At 73.7% G+C, this 23791-nt stretch carries 32 protein-coding genes; 16 read left to right on the top strand and 16 right to left on the bottom strand.

Annotation, left to right across the window (positions count from 1 at the left end):
* Positions 1-2 precede the first annotated feature (2 nt).
* Positions 3-1160 (bottom strand): FAD-dependent oxidoreductase, encoded by a 1158-nt coding sequence (locus Q8R60_08155; GenBank protein ID MDP3712442.1) that lies wholly within the window; start codon positions 1158-1160, stop codon positions 3-5.
* Positions 1161-1183: 23 nt separating this feature from the next.
* On the opposite strand from Q8R60_08155, the gene Q8R60_08150 reads away from it, so the two are divergent.
* From Q8R60_08150 to Q8R60_08125, 6 genes are all read left to right on the top strand, one after another.
* Positions 1184-1915, top strand: coding sequence for a hypothetical protein (locus Q8R60_08150; GenBank protein MDP3712441.1), 732 nt, complete (start codon positions 1184-1186; stop codon positions 1913-1915).
* Entirely contained in the window at positions 1912-2223 is a 312-nt protein-coding gene (locus tag Q8R60_08145; GenBank protein ID MDP3712440.1) for a metalloregulator ArsR/SmtB family transcription factor, read from the top strand. Before Q8R60_08150 ends, Q8R60_08145 begins: the two co-directional genes overlap by 4 nt.
* Before the next feature lie 40 nt (positions 2224-2263).
* A complete protein-coding gene (locus tag Q8R60_08140; GenBank protein ID MDP3712439.1) occupies positions 2264-2881 on the top strand; it encodes a nitrile hydratase subunit beta in 618 nt (205 codons plus the stop codon).
* Positions 2878-3465, top strand: a complete 588-nt coding sequence (gene nthA / locus Q8R60_08135) for a nitrile hydratase subunit alpha (protein MDP3712438.1) — start codon at positions 2878-2880, stop codon at positions 3463-3465. Before Q8R60_08140 ends, nthA begins: the two co-directional genes overlap by 4 nt.
* Positions 3462-3734, top strand: a complete 273-nt coding sequence (locus Q8R60_08130; GenBank protein ID MDP3712437.1) for a nitrile hydratase subunit beta — start codon at positions 3462-3464, stop codon at positions 3732-3734. Before nthA ends, Q8R60_08130 begins: the two co-directional genes overlap by 4 nt.
* Positions 3735-3916: 182 nt before the next feature.
* Positions 3917-4186, top strand: a complete 270-nt coding sequence (locus tag Q8R60_08125; GenBank protein MDP3712436.1) for a GNAT family N-acetyltransferase — start codon at positions 3917-3919, stop codon at positions 4184-4186.
* Positions 4187-4247: 61 nt separating this feature from the next.
* Here the strand turns inward: Q8R60_08125 and Q8R60_08120 are convergent, their stop codons facing one another.
* From Q8R60_08120 to Q8R60_08110, 3 genes are all read right to left on the bottom strand, one after another.
* Positions 4248-4631 (bottom strand): type II toxin-antitoxin system VapC family toxin, encoded by a 384-nt coding sequence (locus Q8R60_08120; protein MDP3712435.1) that lies wholly within the window; start codon positions 4629-4631, stop codon positions 4248-4250.
* Positions 4628-4876, bottom strand: a complete 249-nt coding sequence (locus tag Q8R60_08115; GenBank protein ID MDP3712434.1) for a type II toxin-antitoxin system prevent-host-death family antitoxin — start codon at positions 4874-4876, stop codon at positions 4628-4630. The genes Q8R60_08120 and Q8R60_08115 overlap by 4 nt, the downstream gene beginning before the upstream one ends.
* A 260-nt stretch (positions 4877-5136) precedes the next feature.
* Positions 5137-6096, bottom strand: coding sequence for an NAD(P)-dependent oxidoreductase (locus Q8R60_08110; protein ID MDP3712433.1), 960 nt, complete (start codon positions 6094-6096; stop codon positions 5137-5139).
* A 52-nt stretch (positions 6097-6148) separates the two neighbouring features.
* Here Q8R60_08110 and Q8R60_08105 point away from each other — a divergent pair, with 52 nt between their 5' ends.
* Positions 6149-7417, top strand: a complete 1269-nt coding sequence (locus Q8R60_08105) for a hypothetical protein (protein ID MDP3712432.1) — start codon at positions 6149-6151, stop codon at positions 7415-7417.
* Here Q8R60_08105 and Q8R60_08100 read toward each other — a convergent pair.
* The 5 genes from Q8R60_08100 to Q8R60_08080 are packed head-to-tail and all read right to left on the bottom strand — an operon-like array spanning position 7414 to position 12257.
* Positions 7414-8814 carry an FGGY-family carbohydrate kinase gene (locus Q8R60_08100; GenBank protein ID MDP3712431.1) on the bottom strand — a complete coding sequence of 467 codons (1401 nt, stop codon included), beginning with the start codon at positions 8812-8814 and terminating at the stop codon, positions 7414-7416. The two genes, Q8R60_08105 and Q8R60_08100, sit on opposite strands and share 4 nt — an antisense overlap.
* Positions 8814-9467, bottom strand: a complete 654-nt coding sequence (locus tag Q8R60_08095) for a class II aldolase/adducin family protein (protein ID MDP3712430.1) — start codon at positions 9465-9467, stop codon at positions 8814-8816. The genes Q8R60_08100 and Q8R60_08095 overlap by 1 nt, the downstream gene beginning before the upstream one ends.
* Complete coding sequence (locus tag Q8R60_08090) at positions 9455-10417, bottom strand: alcohol dehydrogenase catalytic domain-containing protein (GenBank protein MDP3712429.1); 963 nt, start codon at positions 10415-10417, stop codon at positions 9455-9457. The genes Q8R60_08095 and Q8R60_08090 overlap by 13 nt, the downstream gene beginning before the upstream one ends.
* Positions 10414-11196 carry a TIM barrel protein gene (locus tag Q8R60_08085; protein MDP3712428.1) on the bottom strand — a complete coding sequence of 261 codons (783 nt, stop codon included), beginning with the start codon at positions 11194-11196 and terminating at the stop codon, positions 10414-10416. Before Q8R60_08085 ends, Q8R60_08090 begins: the two co-directional genes overlap by 4 nt.
* The gene (locus Q8R60_08080) at positions 11193-12257 is read right to left on the bottom strand and encodes an acyl-CoA dehydrogenase family protein (protein ID MDP3712427.1); all 1065 of its coding nucleotides are present in this window, start codon (positions 12255-12257) and stop codon (positions 11193-11195) included. Before Q8R60_08080 ends, Q8R60_08085 begins: the two co-directional genes overlap by 4 nt.
* Before the next feature lie 32 nt (positions 12258-12289).
* On the opposite strand from Q8R60_08080, the gene Q8R60_08075 reads away from it, so the two are divergent.
* Positions 12290-12835, top strand: a complete 546-nt coding sequence (locus Q8R60_08075; GenBank protein MDP3712426.1) for a DUF1697 domain-containing protein — start codon at positions 12290-12292, stop codon at positions 12833-12835.
* Here Q8R60_08075 and fabI read toward each other — a convergent pair.
* From fabI to Q8R60_08055, 4 genes are read right to left on the bottom strand one after another with little or no spacing between them, the layout of a single operon-like run.
* Positions 12799-13563, bottom strand: a complete 765-nt coding sequence (fabI, locus tag Q8R60_08070) for an enoyl-ACP reductase FabI (protein ID MDP3712425.1) — start codon at positions 13561-13563, stop codon at positions 12799-12801. The two genes, Q8R60_08075 and fabI, sit on opposite strands and share 37 nt — an antisense overlap.
* Positions 13560-13808 carry an acyl carrier protein gene (locus tag Q8R60_08065; protein MDP3712424.1) on the bottom strand — a complete coding sequence of 83 codons (249 nt, stop codon included), beginning with the start codon at positions 13806-13808 and terminating at the stop codon, positions 13560-13562. The genes fabI and Q8R60_08065 overlap by 4 nt, the downstream gene beginning before the upstream one ends.
* 37 nt (positions 13809-13845) lie before the next feature.
* The gene (gene fabG, locus Q8R60_08060) at positions 13846-14547 is read right to left on the bottom strand and encodes a 3-oxoacyl-ACP reductase FabG (protein MDP3712423.1); all 702 of its coding nucleotides are present in this window, start codon (positions 14545-14547) and stop codon (positions 13846-13848) included.
* Positions 14544-15413, bottom strand: coding sequence for an ACP S-malonyltransferase (locus tag Q8R60_08055; protein MDP3712422.1), 870 nt, complete (start codon positions 15411-15413; stop codon positions 14544-14546). The genes fabG and Q8R60_08055 overlap by 4 nt, the downstream gene beginning before the upstream one ends.
* Positions 15414-15447: 34 nt before the next feature.
* Between Q8R60_08055 and Q8R60_08050 the strand changes: the two genes are divergently transcribed.
* Genes Q8R60_08050 through Q8R60_08030 form a run of 5 tightly spaced genes read left to right on the top strand, consistent with a single transcriptional unit; the run spans position 15448 to position 18677 of the window.
* A complete protein-coding gene (locus tag Q8R60_08050) occupies positions 15448-15699 on the top strand; it encodes a phosphopantetheine-binding protein (protein ID MDP3712421.1) in 252 nt (83 codons plus the stop codon).
* Entirely contained in the window at positions 15699-16865 is a 1167-nt protein-coding gene (locus Q8R60_08045) for a beta-ketoacyl-[acyl-carrier-protein] synthase family protein (GenBank protein MDP3712420.1), read from the top strand. Before Q8R60_08050 ends, Q8R60_08045 begins: the two co-directional genes overlap by 1 nt.
* Positions 16862-17635, top strand: a complete 774-nt coding sequence (hisN, locus tag Q8R60_08040; GenBank protein ID MDP3712419.1) for a histidinol-phosphatase — start codon at positions 16862-16864, stop codon at positions 17633-17635. The genes Q8R60_08045 and hisN overlap by 4 nt, the downstream gene beginning before the upstream one ends.
* Complete coding sequence (locus Q8R60_08035) at positions 17632-18279, top strand: HAD hydrolase-like protein (GenBank protein MDP3712418.1); 648 nt, start codon at positions 17632-17634, stop codon at positions 18277-18279. The genes hisN and Q8R60_08035 overlap by 4 nt, the downstream gene beginning before the upstream one ends.
* A gap of 5 nt (positions 18280-18284) precedes the next feature.
* Entirely contained in the window at positions 18285-18677 is a 393-nt protein-coding gene (locus tag Q8R60_08030) for a nuclear transport factor 2 family protein (GenBank protein ID MDP3712417.1), read from the top strand.
* 735 nt (positions 18678-19412) lie between these two features.
* Here the strand turns inward: Q8R60_08030 and Q8R60_08025 are convergent.
* Complete coding sequence (locus Q8R60_08025) at positions 19413-20243, bottom strand: hypothetical protein (protein ID MDP3712416.1); 831 nt, start codon at positions 20241-20243, stop codon at positions 19413-19415.
* Positions 20236-20748 (bottom strand): sigma-70 family RNA polymerase sigma factor, encoded by a 513-nt coding sequence (locus Q8R60_08020; GenBank protein MDP3712415.1) that lies wholly within the window; start codon positions 20746-20748, stop codon positions 20236-20238. Before Q8R60_08020 ends, Q8R60_08025 begins: the two co-directional genes overlap by 8 nt.
* A 160-nt stretch (positions 20749-20908) precedes the next feature.
* Here Q8R60_08020 and Q8R60_08015 point away from each other — a divergent pair, with 160 nt between their 5' ends.
* From Q8R60_08015 to Q8R60_08005, 3 genes are read left to right on the top strand one after another with little or no spacing between them, the layout of a single operon-like run.
* On the top strand, positions 20909-21850 hold the full coding sequence (locus Q8R60_08015) for a hypothetical protein (protein ID MDP3712414.1): 942 nt from the start codon (positions 20909-20911) through the stop codon (positions 21848-21850).
* Between the two features lie 39 nt (positions 21851-21889).
* On the top strand, positions 21890-22795 hold the full coding sequence (locus Q8R60_08010) for a DMT family transporter (protein ID MDP3712413.1): 906 nt from the start codon (positions 21890-21892) through the stop codon (positions 22793-22795).
* Positions 22796-22814: 19 nt separating this feature from the next.
* Positions 22815-23654 carry a hypothetical protein gene (locus tag Q8R60_08005; GenBank protein MDP3712412.1) on the top strand — a complete coding sequence of 280 codons (840 nt, stop codon included), beginning with the start codon at positions 22815-22817 and terminating at the stop codon, positions 23652-23654.
* Here Q8R60_08005 and Q8R60_08000 read toward each other — a convergent pair.
* On the bottom strand, positions 23651-23791 hold a 141-nt coding region (locus tag Q8R60_08000), incomplete at its 5' end, for an IS630 family transposase (GenBank protein ID MDP3712411.1). The two genes, Q8R60_08005 and Q8R60_08000, sit on opposite strands and share 4 nt — an antisense overlap.

Raw genomic sequence — 23791 nt, 5'->3', positions numbered from 1 at the left:
CGTCAGACCGGCGCCAGCAGCTCGGCGTCGAGGGCGGTGAAGACCTCCTCGACCTGCTCCCAGCCGACCCGCAGCAGGAAGGTGTTGTTGCGCCCGTAGGACTTCGACCCGAGGACGAAGAAGCGCGGCTCCGGGTTACGCAGCGCGTCGACGCCCGCGGAGACCTGGGTGAGGCAGTCGCCGCCCTCGGACCCGAGCAGCGTGGCGGCCAGGCTCATCGGGCCCTCGGTCGCGTAGCACTCGTGGACCTGCAGCTGGCGGTAGAGCGAGCTGTCGCCGACCGCCCCGGTCATCGACACGACGACGTCGACGACGACCTCCTCGGTGGAGGAGTCGGCGAGGGACAGCAGCGTCACCGCCGTACGCCCGTCGTGGTCGCGCAGGGACTCGACGACGACACCGGTGACGACCCGCGCGCCGGGCACTTCACCGGCCGCGATCCGGCGCGAGGAGGCGACCAGCTCGACGCGGTCGGGCAGGACGTCACCCTCGACCGCACCCCACGTCGGGGTCGCGCGACGGACCGCCCAGGTGACGCGGGCACCGACGGCGGCGAGGTCGCGGGCGACGGTCTGCGCGCTGTTGCCCGCACCGACGAGCAGCACCTCCCGGTCGGCCCAGGTCGCGTCGACGGCGGGGATCTCGCGGACGATACGGTCAGCCAGCGACCGCTCGCCCGGCGCGGGGATGCCGCCGTGGCCGAGCGGGTTGGGGTTCGACCAGGTGCCGGTGGTGTCGATGACGACGTCGGCGTGCTCGACCACCTCGCCGGACGGGCCGTCGAGCAGCAGCCGGAAGCGACGACCGGCGCGGACGTCGGAGCCGATCTCCTCGTTCTTCAGCAGGCCCTCGCGGGCGATGCTCACGACCTGGGTCGACAACCGGACGTCGGGCAGCAGCGCCGCGACCCGGTCGAGGTGCTCGGCGTAGTCCGCCCCCGTCGGGCACTCGCCGTCCGCCGGGACACCGACGGCGGATGCGGCGCGCGGCGAGACGTTCATCGACCACGGCGTGAACAGCCGCACGTGCCCCCACCGCCGGACGTGACCGGCGACGGTCGGCGCCTGCTCGTAGACGACCGCGTCCCAGCCGCGCTGCGTCGCAGCCAGCGCGGTCTCGAGACCTGTCGGACCTGCACCCAGCACCGCGACGCGCACCATGCCCAAGACCCTAATCTGCGTTGATGGACCGCGCGCAGTGGCTGACCCTGCTGGGCCTCGCCGACGACGAGGTGCCGCAGCTGCTCGTGCTCGAGGGCACCTGGTGGCGGCAGAAGGCGCTCGACGCGCGACTGCCGCTGCTCACCGACGTCCGCGAGACCGGGATGCCCGACCTGTGGTGGGGCCGCCTCGACGAGGTCCCCGTCGCCTACTGCACCGCCTACGGCTCCCCGCGGGCCGTCGAGCCCGTCCACGCGCTCGGCACCTGCGGCACCCCCGTCGTCGTGCAGGTCGGGTCGTGCGGCGGCCTCCAGCCGGGCGTGAGCACCGGCGACGTCGTGCTGCCGACCGCGGCCACCATCGCCGAGGGAGCCTCGCGCTACTACGGAGGGTCGATCCAGTCGTACGCCGACCCCGCCCTCGTCCGCCGCCTCGCCGACGGGCTCGACCCGGCGGTGCCGCGGCACGTCGGCGCGACGGTGACGACTGATGCGCTGCTCGTGCAGCCGGTCGAGCTCGTCGAGGCCTGGGCGGCCGGTGGCCACCTGGGCGTGGACATGGAGACCTCGGCGGTCTTCAGCGCCGCCGCAGCCTTCGGCATGCGCGCGGCCGCCGCGCTCTTCGTCTGGGACGAGCTGCCGGGACGCTCCTGGACCGACGCCTTCACCGACGAGGAGCGGGCGGCGCAGGCCCGGGCGTCGGTCGCCGTCTTCGACGCCGCGCTCTCACTGGTCCGTGCCACGATGGCCACGTGACGTCCCTGCCGACCGTGGACACCTCGGTGATCCTGCACGCGCTCGCGGAGGACAACCGGGCCGCGATCGTGAAGCTGCTCGTCGACCGCCAGCTCGCCGTGAAGGACCTCGTCGGCCTGACCGGGCTGTCCCAGCCGCTGGTCTCCCACCACCTCAAGGTGCTGCGCGAGGCCGGCATCGTGGAGTCCACGACCTGCAGCACGAAGACGTTCTACCGGCTGCGAGCCGACACCCTCGCGGAGCTCGCCACCCGGCTGTCGGCGATGGCGGAGCGGGCCGCGGTCACCTCCTCGGCCGACTGCTGCTGAGGCCTTCCCTCGACGCGCGCGGCGTGCCAGGCTCCGGCCCGTGGACCTCGCGCACGACCTCGGTGGCCGCGACGGCTTCGGCGCCGTCGTGGTCGAGCCCGACGAACCGGTCTTCCACGAGCCGTGGGAGCGCACCGCCCGGGCACTCGTCTACGCCGCGATCATGGCGACCGACAACCCCAACACGTCGGCGTTCCGCTGGTCGATCGAGCGGATGGACCCGCAGCACTACCTCGAGTCGAGCTACTACGAGCACTGGCTGACCTCCGCCGCGACGCTGGCCGTCGAGAGCGGTGCCGTCACCGTCGAGGAGCTCGAGGAGCGGGCCGGCGGTCGCTTCCCGCTGTCGCGTCCCGTCGAGGTCGCGGTGGTGCCGACGCCCGGTGGGGAGCGGTTCTCGGTCGGTGACCGCGTCCGGGTCCGCGCAGAGGTGCCGGTCAGGCACACGCGCTGCCCTGCCTACGTCCGCGGGCGCACCGGCACCGTCGTCGACGTGCAGGGCACCTTCAGCCTGCCGGACGTGGAGGCCCACTCCACCGAGCGGGTGCCAGAGCGGCTCTACACGGTGCGCTTCGACGCGGCCGACCTCTTCGACGACGCCGCCGCCGCGACCTCGGTCAACGTCGGGCTGTGGGACAGCTACCTGGAGGACGAGTGAGCGGTCACCACGACGACGCGCCCGCGCCGATCGAGCAGCGCGTCGCCGCGCTCGAGGCGCTCCTGACCGAGCGCGGCCTGGTGCCTCCCGGCTTCGTCGACGACATCAACCGCACCTACGAGAACGACGTCGGCCCGATGAACGGCGCGAAGGTCGTCGCGCGGGCCTGGGTCGACCCGGCCTACCGGGAGCGGCTGCTCACCGACGCGACCGCGGCCATCGCCGAGCTCGGCTACGGCGGCAACGAGGGCGACCACATGAAGGTCTGCGCCAACACCCCGACGGTCCACAACGTCGTCGTCTGCACGCTGTGCTCCTGCTACCCGTGGCCGGTGCTCGGCCTGCCGCCAGCCTGGTACAAGGACCCGCCCTACCGAGCGCGCATGGTGCGCGAGCCGCGCGTGCTGCTGGCCGAGATGGGCTGCGACGTCCCCGCCGACATCGAGGTGCAGGTGTGGGACAGCTCCGCCGAAGACCGCTACCTCGTCCTGCCCGAGCGCCCCGCCGGCACCGAGTCGCTGTCCGAGGCCGAGCTTGCCGCGCTCGTCACCCGCGACGCCATGATCGGGGTGGCGCGGCTGTGACCGTCGACGTCGAGGGGCTGCCGCGGCGCAACGGCGAGCTCGCCTTCGACGCCCCGTGGGAACCGCGCGCCTTCGGTCTCGCCGCCGCTGTGGTGTCGACGTCGTTCGCTGGTGACTGGGAGCCCTTCCGGCAACGCCTCATCGCGGCTGTCGCGGCCGACCAGGCCCGCCCCTACTGGGAGAGCTGGGCCGCCGCACTCGAGGACCTGCTGGCGACGAGCGGCCTGGTGCCCGCCCACGACCTCGCCCACCTGCCTGCCGGTGACTGAGCCGCTCGTCGAGCTCGTCGAGGTGACGGCCGACAACGTCCGCGCCGTCTGCGCCCTCGAGGTGGCTCCGCACCAGACCGGCTTCGTGACGCCCAACGCGATCTCGCTCGCCGAGGCGTCGTGTCCACCCCCAGGCCTGGCGCCGCGCCGTCCTCGTCGACAGCGAGCTCGTCGGCTTCGTCATGATGTGGGACTCGCTCGAGCACCCCGGCTACACGCTCGTGCGCCTGATGATCGCGGCCCCGCACCAGGGCCGTGGGATCGGCCGGGCGACCGTCGAGCAGGTCAAGGCCTACGTCGCGATGCGGCCGGGCGGCACCTTCCTCAAGGTGAGCGCCCACCGCGGTGACGGTGCGCCAGGCCCCTTCTACGAGCGGCTCGGCTTCGTCGCGACCGGCGAGGTCACCGGCGACGACGACGGTCCGGAGGACGTCTACCGCACCGAGTGGTGACGCTGCGCCCGCCGCCCGCATTCCCGACGCCACCAGCAGCGACGCCTTAGGCAGTGACGCCTTAGGCAGTGACGATCTGCACGAGGCCTTCGAGGCCCGCGAAGTCTCGCTCGTTGCGGGTGTAGAGGACCGCGTCGTGCGCGTGAGCAGTCGCCGCGATGAGCAGGTCCATCGATCGGGGCCGGGGGCTCCTCCCCTGCGCTGCCACCCTTGCGGCCAACTGGCCGTAGCTGTCCGCCACGGCGTCATCGACGGGGAGAGCGTCGAAGCGGCGCTGGATACGGGACAGCCGCTGCAGCCGACTGGCGCGGGCAGCGGCTGAGGCGGCCACGAGGACGCCGTAGTGCAGCTCGGCGATGCTCACCGCGCTCACTGCCAGTTGACCGGGCAGGGGCGAGACGTCGGTGGCGATGAGCACGCTGGTGTCGAGGAGCCCTCGGCTCACCGCGCGGCCCAGGGGTCGCGAACCCCGTGATCGAGCAGGTCCCGGTCAGCGTCCCAGGACGGGTCGGCGTCGCCGACGAAGACATCGGCGATCGCGTCCCAGGACAGCCAGGACTGCGCCCTCACCGGACCCAGCTCGGCCGCGGCGCGACCCGACACTGTGATGGTCATGCGCTCACCAGCCTCGGCGCGGCGAACGAGGTCGCTCGCGTTCTGCCGCACCTCGCGCAGGCCGATGTCCGTCATCTATCAAGGATAGCATTTGTGCTACCGGACATGTTGGTCAAGAAACGATCTTGAGCGCGCAGCCGACGTCATGCTCGATGATCTGCTCCTTCGTGCGGGGCGCGTCCGGTGTGCACCACTCCGGCAGGCGGACGCCCATGGCGCCCAACGCCTTCGCGTCGAGGAACGCGTCGGTCGTGGAGAAGCCCCCAGACGGACACCGCGCTCGAGCACGTCGATGAAGACCTGCTCGGTCTGCGAGCGGATGGCAAGGACCGTGGTCAGCTGGTCGGGGGCCAGAGGGCGTGGACGAGCGGCTCCCCGCGGTGGAAGCGCTCGACGTCACCGACGAGCATCTCGGTGTGGTGGCGCACGACGTCATCGGCCGCGCCGGCCAGGTGGGGGGTCAGCACGAGACCGGGTGCGGTGAGCAGCAGCGAGTCGCGAGGCAGCGGCTCGGACGCGAAGACGTCCAGCGCCGCTCCGGCCAGCCGACCCGAAACGAGCGCGTCGACGAGGGCGGTCTCGTCGACGATGCCGCCACCCGCGGTGTTGACGACGTAGGACGCGGACGGCATCAGCGCGAGCTCGCGGGCACCGACCAGTCCGATCGTGGCAGCCGAGCGCGGGCAGTGCAGCGAGAGCGCGTCGGAGCCCGCGAGCAGGTCGTCGAGGGCGACCGAGCCGTCGACCTGCGGGTCGTAGAAGGCGACCGCGCAGCCGAAGCCGTCGGACAGCCGCTGCGCGACGCGGCGCCCGATCGCACCCATCCCGACGATCCCGACCCGCAGCCGGGACAGTTCCGGCCCGCGGAAGTGCAGGTAGGGCAGCTCGTCCCCGACGTGCCACCCCGTGCCACGCAGGTGGCGCTCGGCGGCACCGATGCCACGCGTGGCCGACAGCAGCAGCCCGACGACGTAGTCAGCGACCGAGTCGGCGTTGCGGCCGGGCGTGAAGAGCACCGGGATGCCACGGGCGTGGCACGCCGTGGCATCGACGTTGACGGGGCCACCACGCGCGGTCCCCACCAGCCGCAGCTCCGGCACGGCCGCTACGAGCGTCGGTCCGACGACCTCGATCTCGGTCAGCACCAGCGCGCAGCCGGCGGCCGCGGAGGCGAACGCCGACTCGTCGAGCACCTGCCCGTCGATGCCCCACCCGGCGCGCGTGACCTCGTAGCCCAGCGCCTCGAGTCGGCGTACGCCGTCCTCAGTGATCTCGGCGGTGACCAGGGCTCGCATCGTCCGATGGTCCCGCACCGAACCTTCGCGCCTCCCCCGGGCTCCCCGGTGCGTGCTCCGTCGCCTGCTCCTCGTCCTCGCCGTCACGGTCCTGACCGTCCCGGCGCAGGCCGCGCCACCTTCACCGATCACCCTGCTCTCCACGGTCCCAGCGCCGGGCGCGGTCAGCGCACGCCTGGTCGGCACCGTGCTGCACGTCTCCACGGCAGCAGGTCTGCTGACGTACGACGTCAGCCGTCCGGAGTCGCCGCTCGAACTGGGCCGGCTGCCGCTGCCCACCTTCCAGAACGAGGACCTCGACGTGGGCGGTGGCCTCGCGCTGCTCAGCGAGGACGTGCCCGTGCGAGCCGCCGACTCCCCCGTGGGCGGGCAGCTGGTGGTCGTCTCAGTCGCGGACCCGAGCCGTCCCGCTGTGCTCGCCGAGGTGCCGCTGCCCGACGGCGCGGGCCACACCGCGACCTGCCTGCTGGAGTGCCGATGGGCCTACGCCAGCAACGGGGCCACCCTCGTGGCCGTCGACCTGAGATCCCCGTCTGCTCCCGTCGTCCACCGGGTCCCACTTCCGGCGGCGAGCGGCGCAGTGCACGACCTGGACGAGGACGACCGTGGGCTGGTGTGGCTCTCGGGCGAGGGCGGGGTCACCGCCTTGGCCGTGGCGCCCGTCCGCAACCTCGGCGCGAGCGTGGCCCGTCGGACCGCTGCGGCGAGCCCCCTCGCGCCCGTGGAGCTCACCTCCACCGGGCCGGCGGGGTCCAGTGCGCTGACCCGGGTCGGGGTCGCGCATGGCAGTCTCCGCCCGCTCGACGTGGATTGGCGCGGGCCGCTCGGGCGCGGGGACGTGCTTCTCGTCGCTGAGGAGTCGACGGCCGACGACTGCCTCGACGGCGGTCGCCTGCACAGCGTCGATGCGCGCGGGCACGCGACGGGACGCCCCCTGACTGTGCTCGACAGCGTCGCACCGGTCGATCGCAAGGCGACTACCGCACCCGGCCCCGGTGCCGGCTGCTCGGCGCACTGGTTCTCGACGAGCGGGCCGCTTGTCGCCACGGCGTGGTTCGGCGCCGGAGTGCGGATCTTCGACGCGAGCGACCCGCGCCGGCTGCGCCAGGTCGCGAGCTACGTCCCGACGGAGCCACGCACCTGGTCGACGGTGTGGGTCCCGGGCACGCGGATCGTCTACGCGCTCGACCTGCACCGCGGGATCGACGTGCTGCGCGTCGACGCGCGACCCGGCGGTCCGGCGGTCGGCGCGACAGACCACCAGCCCCGACCGTTGACGCTGGCGCGCGTCCTCGCGGGCGCTCGCTGCTCCTCGGACTAGTCCGCGAGTCCTGCCCGCAGCGCAGCCTCGACCTCGAGCCAGCGCTCACGCGCCGAGGTCCAGTCCGCGGTGTCCCCCGCGGGCACGACGCGGGTGGGCAGCGACGGGACGTGGGTGTGCGCGCCTATGGCGCGCGCCACGAGGTGGCACCCGCCGACCACCGCGGAGGGCGCGCCGGTGTCGTCCCAGTGGACATCGCGACCGAGGACGACGGCGAGCAGTGAGGGCAGTACGCCGTCGGAGGCCGCGCCGCCGGTGACGACGACGGCGGACGACGGGCGCCCCACGGCCCGGTCGAGGTCGGCGATCCCGCCGGCGACAGCGAAGGCGTGCGCCTGGACCAGCGCGCCAGCCACGTCGGCAGCGGTGGTGGAAGGGCCCAGCCCGACGAGCGACGCCGGCGGCTTGTGCTGCCAGGTCTCGCGCGACCACCAGGGCGCGGCGGTCACCGCCACGACCGGGCTCGGGGTCAGCGCCACGGTCGACGGCGCGAGGTCGGCCCACCAGCCCGACATCGTGCCGGGGTAGCCGGCGTTGCCCTCCGCCGCCCACAGCCCGGGGGCCGCGTGCGTCGACACCCAGGGACGCCCCAGCGGGTCGGTGACCGGTGCGGCGGTGGCGACCTGGATCGGCGTCGACGACCCGGCCACCACCGTGACGACGCCGTCGCCCAGCCCGCCGACACCCAGCGCGGCGACCTGGGTGTCACCGCTGCCGGCGACGACCGGCAGGGACGCCGGCAGCGCCCAGCCGTCGACCAGCTCACCGACGAACGCGCCGGCCTCGACCAGCGGCGCAAGCCGCGACATCCCGAGACCGGAGACCTCCAGGAGGTCGACGGCCCAGCCACGGCGCGCGACGTCGGCCATGCCGCCGGCGCAGGCGTAGGAGGTCTCGGTGACCTGCCGTCCGGTCAGCAGCCACAGCACCCAGTCGTGCACGAAGAGCACCCGCGCGGTGGCGGCCCAGCGGTCGGGCTCCTCGGCCGCGACCGCGAGCAGCTTGGGCAGGGTCAACTCGGGTGCCGGCCAGTGTCCGGTCACGCCATGGGTGCCGGCGAGCACCTCGGCGTAAGGCCCGCCTCGGCGGTCACTGTTGAGGACGCCGTTGCCGAGCACCGCACCGGCCGCGTCGAGCAGCACGAAGCCCTGCCGCAGCGAGCAGACGGTCACGCCGGCGTAGTCCGCTCCCGGGCGGTCTGCCTGCGCGACGGCCGACCCGAGCGCCGACCTGCAGGCGGCCTCCCACTCGACCGGGTCGAGCTCGGCGCGGTGCGGTCCCGGTCGCAGCGTCGTGACGGCGACCGTCGCCGACGCGAGGCAGGCGCCGGTCTCGAGGTCGGCGACCCAGGCCTTGACCGTCGAGCCGCCGAGGTCGAGCCCGGCCGCGAGCAGCACTAGTGACCGGCCGGGCCGGCAGCCGCGGCTTCCTTGGCGCGGATCGTCTCGAGGTAGGACGGCGGGCAGACCGTCGTCGTGTCCCCGAGCTGCAGCATCGTCAACGTCGCGCGCGCGGCCTCCTCGAGGTTGGCTGCCCGCTTGTGGGCCTCCTCGACCGTGGTCCCCAGCGCCGAGCAACCATGGTGGCCGAGGATCACGCAGTTGCAGCCGTCGGCCACAGCAGCGGCCCCCGCGTCGGCGAGCTCCTGCGTGCCGCTCTGGATGAAGGGCGTCGAGCGGACCTCGCGGACGTAGTAGGCGTGGTCGATCGTCAGCAGCCTGATCTGGTGCCCGAGCGCGTCGAGCAGCACCGAGGTCTGCGGGTGCAGGTGCACGACGGCGTTGACGTCGGGCCGGACCCGGTAGGTCGCGAGGTGCAGCGGCACCTCGCTCGACGGCGTCGGGTGCCCGCCGACCACGGCCCCGTCGGAGATCCGCACGACGGAGAACGCCTCCCGGTCGAGCTCGTCGAGCCAGGTGCCGCTCGCGGTCACGACGCAGGTGTCGGCCCCCGGCTCACGGGCCGACAGGTTGCCGCCCGAGCCGATGACGAGACCAGCCGCCACGGCCTTGCGGCCCACGGTGACGAGCTGGTCGATCAGGTCGGGCACACGATCTCCTTGAGGCGTCGGGGGTGCGCGGCGGTGAGCGCGTCACTGATCGTCTCCAGCGGGTGCCGGCCGCTGACGACCAGGTCACCGTCGACGCCGGCGAGCAGCGCCAGCGCGGTCGGGAAGCAGCCCGGAGCGAGGTGCCCGCCGGCGACCGACAGCTCGCCGAACTCCGCCAGCGCGTTGAGGTCCAGCGGCAGCGGCCGGTCGTAGACGCCGTAGACCCCGACCCGCCCACCGGGTCGCACGGCGCGTAGCAGCACGGCCACGGCGTCGACCGAGCCCGACACGTCGAGCACGGCGTCGAAGGCCGCGTCGTCGGGGGCGAGGACGGCAGCGTCGTACCCGAGGGAGAGCGCGAGGCGCGCCTTGTCGTCGGACCTGACCACGGCCACGACGTACGCCGCTCCCGCTGCGCGGGCGGCCACCACGGCGAGCGCCCCGAGGCCACCGAGGCCGGCGATCGCGACGTGGTCGCCCGGTCGGACGCCGGTGCGCGCGACGGCGTGGACCGCGCAGGCCATCGGCTCGGCGAGGACGGCCTGATCCGTCGACAGCGACTCGGGCACGACATGGACGGCCAGGCCGGCCGGCAGGGCGAGCCGCTCGGCGAAGGCCCCGGGGAAGCCGCTGCCGAGGTGCGCGCCGTGCGGGCACAGGTGCTCGTCGCCGCGCACGCAGGTGGGGCAGGAGCGGCACGGCAGCTTCACCTCGGCGGTGACACGGGTGCCGACGGGCAGGTCGTCGCGGTCCGACGAGACGACCCGGCCGAGCAGCTCGTGACCGGGGGTGAACGGCCAGGCCAGCTCGCCCCAGGGGTGGGCGCCGGTCCACAGCATCCGGTCCGCGGCGCAGACACCGGCCGCCTCGACCTCGACGACCGTGCCGCTCGGATCGTCGGCCTCGGCAACCCGGAAGTCGCCCGGGCCGTGCGCGACGACCGCCCTCACGCGCGGCTCAGCAGCACGTGGTCGCGGCTCTCCCGGACAGCCTCGAGGCCGGTCATCGCCCCAGACGACACCGCGCCGTAGAGGTCGAACGACGCCGCGCCGGCGAACGACGCGTCGAGCGCCGCGACCAGCGAGCCGAAGTCGTGCAACCGACCACAGGGCAGGTCGTCGTCGCCGGCACCGAGCGCCGCGTCGCCGAGGTGGCAGTGCAGCAGCAGGTCGCCGAGGTCGTCGACGACCCGAGCCGGGTCCTCGCCGACGGCGTGGGCGTGACCGGTGTCGAGCAGCACGCCGAGGCCCGGCACCTGCTCGCAGAGGTCCATCGCGACGCGGCTGTCGGGGACGGCGGTCTGCGGCTTGTACTCCAGCGCGACCCGCACGTCACCGGCCGCGTCGACGACCCGGCGCAGGCCCTCGACGACCCGCGCGCCCTGGGGGTCGGCACCCGGCCACAGCCCCAGCACCGGCAGGCCGAGCGAGCGGCACACCTCGGCGCAGTGCGCGACCTGCGCGACGAGGCGGTCGACGTCACCGGACAGCGCACCGCCCGGCCACAGCGCGACCGGCAGCGACAGCAGGACACCGGCGACGGGCACGTCGTGCTGCGCGGCCAGGGCGGCCAGCTGCTCGAGCCGCGCGGGCGCGAGCTCGACGGCGGCGTCGTAGACCCCGAGCTCGATGCCCTCGATCCTCAAGGAAGCGGTCTGCTGCCACACCTCGGCATCGGACAGGCCGTCGGGCCAGGAGTTCCAGTCCGCGTCGGTCAGCCGCCAGGTCACCGGCTCGCCATTCGTCGGAGCGTCGCCTCGCGCACCGGCCCGGTCTGGGCCTGCACGACGTGGAAGACGGCCTCGCGGACCAGCCGCTGCGGTGCGGCGTCGAGGGCCAGCGCCGACCCGCCGGTCGCGGCGACCAGCGCGGTCGCGGACCGCACGACGAGGTCGAGGCTCGCGGCCCGGGTCGTCAGCCGGTCCTCGACGCGCTCGGCCGGGTGGACGTCGTCGAGCAGGGAGTACGCCGAGGCCCGCAGCACCTCGCCCTCCTCTGCGAGCTGCTCCGCGAGGTCGAGGGCGGCCTGCTCACCACGCCGCTCGCCGGTGGCGCGCAGCCGGCCCACGCATTCGCGCTGCAGGCCGAAGGTATGGGCGCTCGGGTTCGCGGTCTTCTGCCGGTCGGCCTCGAGCCAGGGCTGCAGGGGCGCGACCTCGAGGACCGCGCTGTCGGGCACGTGCAGCCCGGTGAGGTCGAGGGTGACCGTGCGGGTCGCGGTCATGGCAGCCAGCCGCATCGGCTCCGACGCGGTCAGGCCCGGCTGCTCGACGGCGTCGAGCACGACAGTGACGACCTCGTCACCGGCGACCGCGGCGAGCAGGAAGACGTCGCAGATCCCCCACGACGTCATCCACCCGACGTGGCCGTCGAACCGCCAGCCGCCGTCGACGCGCTGGGCGGTGACCGCGGGCGGGCCGGGGCGGCGCAGGTGGGCGACGGCGACCCCGGAGAGCAGCCGGCCGCTCGCGAGGTCAGCCGCGACGGGGTGGCCGGTGCGGGCGGCAGTGAGCATCGGCAGGGCGTGCTGGGTCAACACGAACCACGTCGCGCCGCACGCGCCGGCGACCTGCTCGACGACCTCGCGCCCGACGGCGGGCGGGTGGCCGCCACCACCGAGCTCGGCGGGCGCGCTCACCCCGAGAAGTCCGGCGGTGGCGAGCGCGTCGAGGTGGCTGCGCGGGACGACGGTGGCGTCGACCCGCTCGGCGGCGGGGCGCAGCAGCTCGTCAGCGAGTGCGCGGGCGGCGAGCACCGGCGAGGTCAGGGACCCGGTGTCGAGGGCGGTCATGCTCGAAGCGTAGGCGGGGCAGACTGCGGGGCATGGCGAGAGCGGTGGTGCTTCTGCGCGGGGTCAACGTCGGCGGCCGCAACATGATCCGGATGCCCGTCCTGACCGAGCTGCTGGAGGGCCTCGGCTGCACCGACGTCGTGACCTACCTGCAGAGCGGCAACGCGGTCGTCACGTCGCCGCTGCGCCCCGCCGGGCTCGAGGCGGCTGTCCGTGAGGCGCTGGTGCAGACCGGTCTCGACGTACGCGTGATGGTGCGCACCGCGCGCGACCTCGACGCGGTCGTCGCGGCCAACCCCTTCCCCGACGCCGAAACCAAGCTCCTGCACGTCGCCTTCCTGTCCGGCGACCCGGTCGCGGTGCCGGAGGCGACACCGCCGGAGGCGGTCGTGGCCGGACCGGCGCGCTCGCTCTACGTCCACTACGCCAACGGCGTGCACGGCTCGAAGCTCGCTCTGTCGGACAAGAAGCTCGGCGTCGCCGCCACCGCCCGCAACTGGCGCACCGTCCTCGCCCTGCAGTCCCTGCTACGGGGGACCGGTCAGACGCCGACGGCGGAGAAGCCCCCGTCGACGTAGACGATCTGGCCGGTGGTGGCGGGGAACCAGTCCGACAGCAGCGCGACGACCGCCTGCGCGACCGGCTCGGCATCACCGACGTCCCACCCGAGCGGCGCGCGGTCACCCCACACGTCCTCGAACTTCGCGAAGTCCGGGATCGACTTCGCGGCCATCGTGCGGATCGGCCCGGCCGACACGAGGTTGACCCGGCAGCCGCGCGGCCCGAGGTCGCGGGCGAGGTAGCGGTTGGCCGACTCGAGGCCGGCCTTCGCGACGCCCATCCAGTCGTAGCCGGGCCAGGCGACCCGCGCGTCGAAGTCGAGGCCGACGTAGGAGGCCTTGTCGGCGAGCAGCGGCAGGCAGGCGCGGATGAGCGACGCGTAGGACCAGGTGGAGACCTGCATCGCGGTGCCGACGTCCTCCCAGGCGGTGTCGAGCAGGCCCTGGCCGAGGCAGGACGCGGGCGCGAAGCCGATCGCGTGCACGACGCCGTCGAGGCCGTCGACGTGCTCGCGCAGCCGGTCGGGCAGCGCCGCGAGGTGCTCCTCCGACGACACGTCGAGCTCGACGACCGGCGGCTCGCCGGGGAGCCGCCGCGCCATCCGCTGGGTCAGCGACATCGGCCGGCCGAACGACGACAGCACGACGGTCGCGCCCTGCTCCGCGGCCAGCCGCGCGACGGAGTAGGCGATGGAGGAGTCGGTCAGCACCCCGGTGACCAGGAGGCGCTTCCCCGACAGGATCACTTCGCGAGCACCTTGGCGTGGACGAGGTCGACGAAGGCGCCGATCGTCTTGAGGTCGGTCAGCTCCTCCTCCGGCAGCTCGATGCCGAAGACGTCCTCGAGGTCCATCGTGTACTCCACGAGAGACAGCGAGTCGACCTCGAGGTCGTCGACGAAGGACTTGTCGTCCTGCACGTCGTCGGCCGCGACCTCGAGCAGCTCGACGGCCTTGTCCCGCATCGTCCCGAACACCTCTGCGCGCTCCATGCGACCGACCCTAGTGGTGACCGGTGAGTAGCACGGATCAGTGGCCCATGCCCAGGCCGCCGTCGACCGGCAGCACCGCCCCGGTGACGTAGGACGAGGCGTCCGAGGCGAGGAACGCCACCACCCCGGCGACCTCCTCCGGCGCAGCCGTGCGACCCAACGGGACCGCCGCGAGCAGCTCCGCCCGCCGCGCGCCGGACAGGCTCGCGGTCATGTCGGTGTCGACGTAGCCCGGGGCGACGACGTTGCTCGTGATCCCTCGCGACCCGAGCTCGCGGGCGATCGAGCGCGACAGCCCGACCAGGCCGGCCTTCGACGCGGCGTAGTTGGCCTGCCCCGCCGCACCGGACAGCCCGACGACCGAGGAGACGAAGACGAGCCGTCCCCAGCGGGCCTTGAGCATCGAGCGCGACGCCCGCTTGGCGACCCGGTAGGCGCCGCTGAGGTTGGCGTCGAGCACCCGCGCCCACGACTCCTCCGACATCCGCAGCAGCAGCCCGTCGTCGGTGATCCCTGCGTTGGAGACGAGCACCTCGACCGGGCCCTGCGCGGCCTCGACCTCGGTGAAGGCACGGTCGACGTCGTCGGCCGAGGTGACGTCGCAGCGCACCCCGAGCAGCCCGTTGGGCGCCTCGCCGCGGTAGGTCACCGCGACCCGGTGCCCCTCCGCCGCGAGCTGCCGCGCGACGGCCAGCCCGATCCCGCGGTTGCCCCCGGTCACCAGCACGGACCTGCTCACGGCGCCTCCTCGGGCGTGGCGACGGCGACGACCCGCACATCAGGGCGGATCCGCTTCACGAGACCGGCGAGCACCCCGCCCGGGCCGACCTCGACGACGGTGTCGACGTCCATCGCGAGCACCGACTCGCGCCACCGCACGGGTGCGGTGAGCTGTTCCGACAGCCGCCGCGCCACCTGCCCGTCGTGGGGGGCGGCGGTCACGTTGGAGAGCACAGGCACGACCGGAGAGGCGTACGACGCACGGCTCAGCGCCGCCTCGAGCCGGTCCCGCGCGGGCGCCATCAGCGGGGTGTGGAAGGCCCCACCGACCGGGAGCGGCAGCACCCGGCGGGCCCCCGCCGCCTTGAGCGGACCGGTCACCGCGGCGACCCCGTCGAGGGTGCCGCTGACGACGACGTGCAGGGACGCGTTGTCGTTAGCGGGCCAGACGCCCTCGACACCTGTGCAGACCTCGGCGACCACCGACGGCTCCAGCCCGAGGACCGCAGCCATCGTCCCCGGGGCGGCGTCGGCGGCAGCCCGCATCGCCTCGCCGCGCTCGGCCACCAACCGGATCCCGTCGGCCACGGAGACCACGCCCGCCGCCACCAGCGCAGTCCACTCCCCCAGCGAGTGGCCGGCGACGACGGAGGGCTCGACCGTCAGGCAGCGCCAGGCGAGCAGCGACGTGAGGAAGGTCGCGATCTGCGCCTCGCGGGTCGGGCGCAGCTCCTCGGCGTCGGCCTCGACGAGCAGCCGCGCGAGGTCGCGACCGACGACGTCGGAGGCCTCCTCGACCAGCGCCCACCCGGGGGTGTCTCGGAAGGGCGCGCCCATGCCCGGGCGCTGCGAGGCCTGTCCAGGGAAGACGAGAGCAGTGGCCACGGGGCGCCATCCTGCCCCAACTACGCTGACGCCCGTGACCCTGCCCGCCGACCTGACCTCTCGGCTGCGTGACCTGTCGGCCCGCCAGCTCGACGTGAGCCCCACCGAGCTGCTCCCCGACGCGCTGCTCGGCGACGACCTCGGCGTCGACAGCCTCGCCGCGATCGAGTGGGCGATGGTCATCGAGGACGAGTTCGGGATCGCCTTCCCCGACGACGCCTGGGAGCACACCCGCGACTACGGCGCGGTGGAGTCCCTCGTCGGCCGGCTGGTCGGCGCGTCGTGATGGGCCGTCGCGTCGTCGTCACCGGCATCGGCGTCGTGTCTGCCGCGGGCATCGGGCTCGAGGCCTTCTGGCAGGGGCTTCGCACGACTCCGCTCGACCGGCGCGAGCGCACCGTCGAGGGCTTCGACCCCTCACCGTGGCTCACCGGCAAGGAGGCGCGGCACCACGACCGCTTCACCCACCTCGCGGTGGCCGCCGCGCAGATGGCGATCGACCACGCCGGTGGTCCCCCGGCAGTCGACCCGACCCGCGCGGGCGTCCACCTCGGCACCGGTATCGGCGGCGTCGGCACGCTGGAGACCCAGGTCGGCGTCCTCGCCGAGCGGGGCCCCAAGCGCGTCTCGCCCTTCACCATCCCGATGGTCATGCCCAACGCCGGTGCGGCCGCGGTGTCGCTGCGGCTCGGCTGGCAGGGGCCGTGCGAGACGCTGACGACGGCCTGCGCGGCGGGCACCCACAGCGTTGCCGCCGGCGCGCGGATGGTCGCCGACGGCCGCTGCGACGCGGTCCTCGCCGGGGGCGCCGAGTCGTCGATGACGCCCACCACGGTCGCCGCCTTCACAGTCATGACCGCGCTGTCGAAGACTGGGCTGTCCCGCCCGTTCGACGTCGACCGCGACGGCTTCTGCATCGCCGAGGGCGCCGCGGTCCTGCTGCTCGAGGACCGCGACGCCGCGCTCGCCCGCGGCGCGACCGTCTACGGCGAGGTCCTCGGCAGCGCCTCCACCTGCGACGCCCACCACATCACCGCGCCCTCCCCCGGAGGGGTCGGCGCGGCGGCCTGCATGCGGATGGCGATGGCCGACGCGGGCGTCACCGCCGACCAGGTCCGCCACGTCAACGCCCACGGCACGTCGACCCCGCTCAACGACGCCGCCGAAGCTGCCGCGATCACCACGGTCTTCGGACCGCGTGGCGTCCCCGTCACCTCCGTCAAGGGCGTCACCGGTCACTCGCTCGGTGCCGCCGGCGCGGTCGAGGCGGCCGCGGTCCTGCTGTCGTTCCTGCACCGCGAGCTGCCCCCGACGATGGGCACGAGGGTCATCGACCCGGAGCTCGACATCGACGTCGTCCTCGAGCCGAGAGCGTGGGAGCCGGGGCCGACGCTGTCGAACTCCTTCGGCTTCGGCGGTCACAACGGGACCCTGGTGCTGGCACCCGGATGAGCCCTGACCTGCAGCTCGCGCACGACCTCGCCGATGCCGCCGACGCGATCTCCCTCGCGCGCTTCCGCGCCCTCGACCTGCGGGTCGACACCAAGCCCGACCTCACGCCGGTGTCCGACGCCGACACCGCCGTCGAGACCGCGATCCGCGTGCTGCTCGGCGCGCAGCGGCCCGACGACGCGGTCCTCGGCGAGGAGGAGGGCCTGGTCGGCAGCGGCCCGCGGCAGTGGGTCGTCGACCCGATCGACGGCACCAAGAACTTCGTGCGCGGGGTCCCGGTCTGGGCGACCCTGATCGCCCTGCAGGTCGACGGTGCGGTACGCGTCGGCGTCGTCTCCGCACCCGCCCTCGGCCGCCGGTGGTGGGCGGCCCGCGGTGAAGGCGCCTGGGCCGGCCCTGATCGCAACGCCGGCAGCCGCCTCGCGGTCTCCGGAGTCGCCCGCCTCGAGGACGCCTCCCTGTCGTACTCCTCCCTCACCGGCTGGGACGCCCAGGGTCGACTGCCCGGCCTGCTCGACCTGTCGGCCCGCTGCTGGCGCACCCGCGCCTACGGCGACTTCTGGTCGCACTGCCTCGTCGCCGAGGGCGCCGTCGACGCCAGCTGCGAGCCCGAGGTCAACCTCTGGGACCTCGCCGCCCTGCAGCCCATCGTCGAGGAGGCCGGCGGCCGCTTCACCGACCTCGCCGGCGACGCGCGCCCGGACGGTGGCTCGGTCGTCTGCAGCAACGCCTTGCTGCACGACGAGGTCCTCGACGCGCTGTCCGCGTGACCCCGCCCGTCGTCCTGCTCGACCTCGACGGCTGCCTCACCGACGCCGCGCCCGGCATCGTCGGGTGCGTCCGCCACGCCCTCGCCGGCCTCGGCGCACCCGACCCCGGCGACGCCGTCCTGCGCACCTTCCTCGGGCCGCCGCTGCACGAGTCCTTCGCCCGCATCGGCGTCGACCCCGAGCCCGCCGTCGCGCTCTACCGCGAGCGCTACCGGGAGGTCGGCATCACCGAGCTCGAGGTGTACGACGGGATCGTCGACCTCCTCGCGGGCCTGCGGGCCGACGGCTCGCGGCTGTGCCTCGCCACCTCGAAGCCGGAGGTCTTCGCCCGCCGCATCCTCACCGCAACCGGCCTGTCGCTGGACGAGGCCGTCGGGTCCGAGCTCGACGGGTCGCGGTCTCGCAAGGCCGATGTCATCGCCGAGGCGCTGCGCCGGCTCGACGCCTCACCGTCGGACGCGGTCATGGTCGGCGACCGTGCCGAGGACTGCGTCGGTGCGCTCGCCTGGGGTGTCGGCTTCGTCGGCGCCGGCTGGGGTTACGGGCTCCCCGGCGAGCTCGCAGGTGCCGGTGCGGCCCAGGTGGCGGCACGCCCTCTCGACCTCCTGCAGGTGCTGCGGTCCGGGACGCTCACGGCAGGATGAGCCGCATGGACGAGGAGCAGACGGCGCGGCAGATCCTGGACGACCTGCAGACCGCAGTCGCCAGCAAGGACCTCGACCGGGTGGTCGCCCTGCTCGACGACGACGTCGTGGTCTTCGGCACGGCCGCCGCGAACCTCGGCCTCGAGCAGACCACCTCCTACCTCGCGGCCCTGTTGCAGCTGGACGGGACTGTGCGGTGGGGCTGGGACCACGTCCTGCCACTCGCCAGCGAACCCGGGCTCCTGGCCTTCGCGGTGCTTGGGACGGCCGGTGTCGAGGACGACGACGGAGTGCCCGACGGCGATCCCGATCCCTTCCGCCTCACCTGCGTCGCGGTCCTCCGCGACGACCGCTGGCGGCTCCGCCACTTCCACGGATCCTTTCCGTACACCGACTGAGCGCGCCCCGTTCCCGAGCCGGCCTGCTGATCGGCCCCGGCGCCAGCAAGGTCAACAGCACATCTGCACGCGCCCGAGCGGCTGCTCGAGCGTGCCCGCCGTACCGGATGTGCTGTTGATCTTCCGGAAGCGATCGTGAAGATCGTCGTGAAGCAGGGGCGAGCCGGCGGGCCGCGGACCAGCGCTTTCGCGCGCCCGCACCTGAGCCCACTACACGACGATCTTCACGACCTCAGGGTGCGGAGGCCGCCGCCGCGGAGGTGTTCGTCGCAACCCCGACTGTCTGCCGTTCCCAGAGTCCGGGTGTTCACCGCTCAGCAGTGGCGGCTACTCCACACCGAAGTGGGCTGGCCCGCCGTCGCAGGTGATCCCCCCGCCCGCGAGACCCGCTCCTGCCACGGCCAGCAGCCCCCACGCTCATGCAGCCAGCTGGCGACAACCACAGCGAGCAGGGCTGCGAGCACCACCCCCATCGCGCCGAGAAGGACGACAGCGGCAAGCCTCGTCCTTCCGGAAGCCTGACCAGCCGTCAGGCCCAACTGCAGAGAGCGGTTCGAGGCAGGCGACGACGGTCACGGCGTCGGGTCGGTCGCGAGAGCGACCAGGGCGTTGGCGTGGCCGCGGACGAGATCGATCCACTCGCTGACCGGGAGACCGTACTTCGCCTCGATCGAGGGGAAGTAGCTCGCCGGTCCCTTCGCGGCATCCGCCAGGGGGACGAGCCTGCCAGACCGGTCAGGCCACCACGCGGAAGGAGCCGCTGGCACCGGGCAGGCCCTGCACGGCGTTGGCCGAGCCGCTGAACGAGTACTCCCCCGGGACGACGAGGAAGCCGTCGGCGCCGCGGGTGTCCCAGGGCGAGGACCACACGATGCAGGAGCCGGCGCGCAGGACCTCGCTGTGCGGAGTGGCGGAGTAGGCGATGCCCTGACCGGCGCGCCAGTCGGGGGTGTCGTAGCTCCCGACGTAGGCGTCGACCTCGAGCTCGCTGTCGTAGGAGATCGTCGCGTCGCCAGCGGTGGGGTAGCGGCAGAGCTCGAAGGACAGCAGGACGCTCTGGCCACGTCGCGCGGTGGCCGGGCCGGTGTAGCGGGCGCACCACGACGACGTCGCGTCGGTCAGCCCGCCGTCGCACAGGTCGACAGTCTCGATCGTGGACGAGCTGCGGGTGACCGGCGCGGCGGCGGACTGACGCGGCGGGCGGGGCGTCGTCGCGGGCCGGCTGATGACGGGCGACTCCGTGTCCTCGGACGCCTCGGGGACCGCAGGCGGCGACGAGGTCGGGGAGGCAGCGCTGGACGGCGGCGACGGAGTCGGGTCGGACGACGACGCAGAGGCAGACGGCGAGGCGGAGGCAGGAGCTTCCGCCGGCTGCGACGTCACCGTGGGCGACACCGCAACGAGCGAGTCGTTGCGCGGAGCGCCGGCGCTCGCGACCACGACCAGGGGCACCGCGGTGAGCGCGAGGGCCGCGCCGCCGGACGCGAGCGCCCGACGCAGGCGACGGACCCGCGCGGCGGCGAGCACGGCGTCGGCGCCACCGGGGCGCACGGGGAAGTCAGTCACGGGAGGCTCCCAGCAGGCCGCCGAGGACCGCGCGGGCCTCCGACAGCTGGCGCTTGACGGTGCCGACGGGGCGTCCGGTGGCGGCAGCGACGTCGGTGACCGTGAGGTCGGCGTAGTAGTGCAGGAGCAGGACGTCGCGCAGCTTGGGCGGCAGCGCATCGACGGCAGCGCGCATGACGACGGCCCCGTCAGGAGAGGCGGCGTCGGCGGCCGGCTCGGCCGCGAGCCGCCCGACGGCGACGACGTCCTGGGCGCGCTTCTTCCAGGCCCGGCGGCACAGATTCGTCGCGACGCCGTAGAGGTAGGCGCGCGGCTCGTCGACCTTCACCCAGCGCCCGATCATGCGGGTGAAGGCCTCCTGCGCGAGGTCGTGGGCGAGCTCGCGGTCGGCGACGAGCTTGTGGCAGTAGCGGGCGAGCGCGGGGTACTCCAGCGCGTAGAAGGCGCGGAACTCCGCCTCGCGGGCATCGGCGCGGGAGCCCGCTGCCTCCTCCCGCCCCCGCACGGGGGGCATCGTGGCAGGCAGCGCTCCTCCTCCGGCCGTCAGGACGCTCACGAACCACAACGAGCCGCTGGTGACCCGGATGGTTCGGTCAGGGAGGAACCGAACCGTTTCGTGTCGAACTGGCTCGTCACGGGGTGTCACCACCCAGAGGAGGACATCCGTGAAGCACCTGCTCCGTCCCGCGCTCGCTGCAGCCCTCGTCGCCGCAGCGGCCACCTCCCTGCCCGCCGACGCCCGCGTTGCCCGGCCGGTCGAGCTCACCCGCACCACCACGTTCGTCTCCAGCACGAGCGGCTGGCTCGACGTCGTCGTCCCTGAGGACGCGGTGATGGACAAGGCCCTGCTCGGCAATCCCGACGTGACCATCTCCGGCACCGGCCGCTTCGTGGGGCTCGAGATGTACCGCAAGGACGCGCAGTTCGGCTACGCGATCCCCTCCCTCAGCACCTTCCGCTACCCGGGGTTCACCGCACTCGGCACCCGCACCTGGGGCGACGGCACGCCGCCGCCGGAGTGCGAGGCCGAGCTGCTGCCCGGCGACCCGCTGCCCGAGCAGTGCACCTACCCCGAGCAGCAGCGCATCGAGCTGCTGCAGGGCCGCTACCGGATCCGCGTCGTCACCGACGGCGCCCCGGTGCGCATCACCTTGGACCTCGAGGGCCTCGACGAGGGCGAGACGACCCTGCGCACCGTCAACCGGCTGCGCAGCCTGCAGAAGCCGCTTCCTGCCCTCGACGCGATCGGCGACCAGGTCGTGACCTACGGCGCCACGGGCCTCACCGGAGCCCTCGACGGCGCGGTCTTCGCCAACGCGACCCTGAGCGGCACCGGGACCCTCGAGGAGGCCTCGCGCTGCAGCCGGGCCGACGACGGCCCTCCCCCGCCCTTCGCCTACGACAGCACCTGCGCGGGCGGCGACGGCGGCGCGACCCAGCGCACCGTCCGCCTCGGCGGCCAGGAGTACACGACCTCGTCGGGGTTCGTCAGCGCGAGCTCGGCCGAGCCGACCGCGCCCGCCGGGCTCGGTGGCGGCTTCCGTGACTCCGACGGCGTGACCCTCGGCGAGACGCTCGGCGTCTGGCTGGACCAGCTGCCGCAGTAGCCGAGCAACCCGGTCGACGCTGCCGCTAGCGTCGGCGCGGTGGACCAGCGACGTGCCTTCGGCGTCGCGCTCGCGGTGACGAGCGCGACGTCGTTCGGCGTGATGCCGGTGCTGACCAAGGTGGTCTACGACGACGGCGCGGACACCTACGGCGTGCTGTCGTTCCGCTTCACCCTCGCGGCCGTCGTCCTGCTCGTGCTGGCGAGGATCCGGCGCGAGCAGCTCCCCCGCGGCCGCCAGCTCGGGGCGCTCGCGCTGCTCGGCGGGGTCGGCTACGTCGTCGAGTCGCTGTGCTACTTCCAGGCCCTCGAGCGGATCTCGGCCGGCCTCACCGCGCTGCTGCTCTACCTCTACCCCGCGCTCGTGGTCCTGCTCGCCGCCGCCTTCCTCCACCAGCGCCCGAGCCGCAAGGCGGCCCTCTGCGTCGCGGCGGCCACCGCCGGCACCGCCCTCACCGTCGGCCCCGTCGCCGGTGGCCAGCTCACCGGTGTGCTGCTCGGCCTCGGCGCGGCGGTCTCCTACAGCGTCTACATCGTGGTGGGCAGCCGCCTCACCACCGGTGTTGGACCCTTCGCCACGGCGGCGGTCGTGATGGGTGCGTGCGGCCTCGTCTACGTCGCGATCGCGCTCACCCGCGGCGCGGCGTACCCCTCCTCCGGGACCGCCTGGACCGCGCTCGTCGGCGTCGCCCTGCTCGGCACCGTCGTCGCGGTGGCCTGCTTCTTCGGCGCGCTGGCGCTGCTCGGGCCGAGCGACACCGCGGTGCTGAGCACCGTCGAGCCGGTCGTCTCGGTGGTCGTCGCGATGGTCGTGCTCGACGAGGTCCTCACGCCCGTGCAGGCTGCAGGGGGCGCGCTGGTGATCGCCGCGGTGGTGACCCTGGCCCGTATCGGTTCGTCGGGTGTCGGGATGAAGACACCTGAGGGGGCTGCGCGATCGGCCTGACGGGTGCACGATGTCCGGCATGCGCCGGATGCTGCTGACCGTCATCGCTGCCACGTCGCTGCTCGCGCCGCTCGCGCCCACCCCTGCGGTCGCCGCGGCGCCGGGCTGCACGAGCGCCCGCCCGACGAGCATCGGCGGCGCGATCTACGGCTACCCCGACAACCGGTCGGTCAACGTGCTGATCGGCATCGACCTGCAGGACGCCAACCGCAAGAAGGTCGACCGTGACGGGGCGGCGAGCACCAGCGGCACCTACCTCTACCGCGAGCGCATCAACTCGGACATCTCCGCCGACGGCTCCGACGACAAGAGCCTCACCCGCACCTGGGGCGACCCGTCGACCACCGGCGTCTTCTGCGTGTCCAGCAAGGTGAAGTACGCCTACATGGAGGTCTACCCGCAGAACTCCAGCAACGTCACGACCAAGACGAGGTACGGCGCTGCCGCCCACCACGCGCAGGTCCTCACGGCAGGCGCCAAGCACGACATCGTCCTGCGCACCCCGCTGCGGCGCGACTTCCCGGGCGGCATCACCGGCTATCTCAACGGCTACCTCAGCTACCAGGGCAAGGCGATCGAGCCGTCGCAGATCACCCGTGCGCGGGCCTTCCCACGCCGTGCAGGCTCGGAGTGCGGCATCGAGGGCTTCACCGCCAACGCCGACCAGATCGCGAAGAGCTCGTCGCGTCCGGCGACCTACTACCGCCTCGACCACCTCGCCGGTGGCCGCTGCGGCCAGGCGACGCAGCTCTACAACATCTTCCTGGACTGCACCTGCGGGGGCGTGAAGCGCACGGTCGTCAAGATCGTGGAGATCGCGAGCGGCAAGGGCACCGGGCTCAACATCTCGTTCGGCTAGTGGTCCGCGTCTGAAGTTGTCTTACGGACGGCGTGGGTGAGGATCTCGTCGGCGGTCTTGGTCCAGGTGAAGGGGTGGCAGCGGTCGTTCCAGCCTTCGATGAACCGGCTGATCGCGGAGACGAGTTCCTTGACGCT

This window comes from Mycobacteriales bacterium, assembly GCA_030697205.1.
Lineage (GTDB): Bacteria > Actinomycetota > Actinomycetes > Mycobacteriales > SCTD01 > JAUYQP01.
This window is presented reverse-complemented; position numbering and strand designations above follow the sequence as displayed.

What these genes read in the sequence shown, in the direction of transcription:
- Q8R60_08155 (MDP3712442.1), bottom strand. Translation starts at nt 1,160, where the DNA reads ATGGTGCGCGTCGCGGTGCTGGGTGCAGGTCCGACAGGTCTCGAGACC.
- Q8R60_08150 (MDP3712441.1), top strand. Translation starts at nt 1,184, where the DNA reads ATGGACCGCGCGCAGTGGCTGACCCTGCTGGGCCTCGCCGACGACGAG.
- Q8R60_08125 (MDP3712436.1), top strand. Translation starts at nt 3,917, where the DNA reads ATGATGTGGGACTCGCTCGAGCACCCCGGCTACACGCTCGTGCGCCTG.
- Q8R60_08115 (MDP3712434.1), bottom strand. Translation starts at nt 4,876, where the DNA reads ATGACGGACATCGGCCTGCGCGAGGTGCGGCAGAACGCGAGCGACCTC.
- Q8R60_08110 (MDP3712433.1), bottom strand. Translation starts at nt 6,096, where the DNA reads ATGCGAGCCCTGGTCACCGCCGAGATCACTGAGGACGGCGTACGCCGA.
- Q8R60_08080 (MDP3712427.1), bottom strand. Translation starts at nt 12,257, where the DNA reads ATGACCGCCCTCGACACCGGGTCCCTGACCTCGCCGGTGCTCGCCGCC.
- Q8R60_08075 (MDP3712426.1), top strand. Translation starts at nt 12,290, where the DNA reads ATGGCGAGAGCGGTGGTGCTTCTGCGCGGGGTCAACGTCGGCGGCCGC.
- Q8R60_08065 (MDP3712424.1), bottom strand. Translation starts at nt 13,808, where the DNA reads ATGGAGCGCGCAGAGGTGTTCGGGACGATGCGGGACAAGGCCGTCGAG.
- Q8R60_08045 (MDP3712420.1), top strand. Translation starts at nt 15,699, where the DNA reads ATGGGCCGTCGCGTCGTCGTCACCGGCATCGGCGTCGTGTCTGCCGCG.
- hisN (MDP3712419.1), top strand. Translation starts at nt 16,862, where the DNA reads ATGAGCCCTGACCTGCAGCTCGCGCACGACCTCGCCGATGCCGCCGAC.
- Q8R60_08030 (MDP3712417.1), top strand. Translation starts at nt 18,285, where the DNA reads ATGGACGAGGAGCAGACGGCGCGGCAGATCCTGGACGACCTGCAGACC.
- Q8R60_08005 (MDP3712412.1), top strand. Translation starts at nt 22,815, where the DNA reads ATGCGCCGGATGCTGCTGACCGTCATCGCTGCCACGTCGCTGCTCGCG.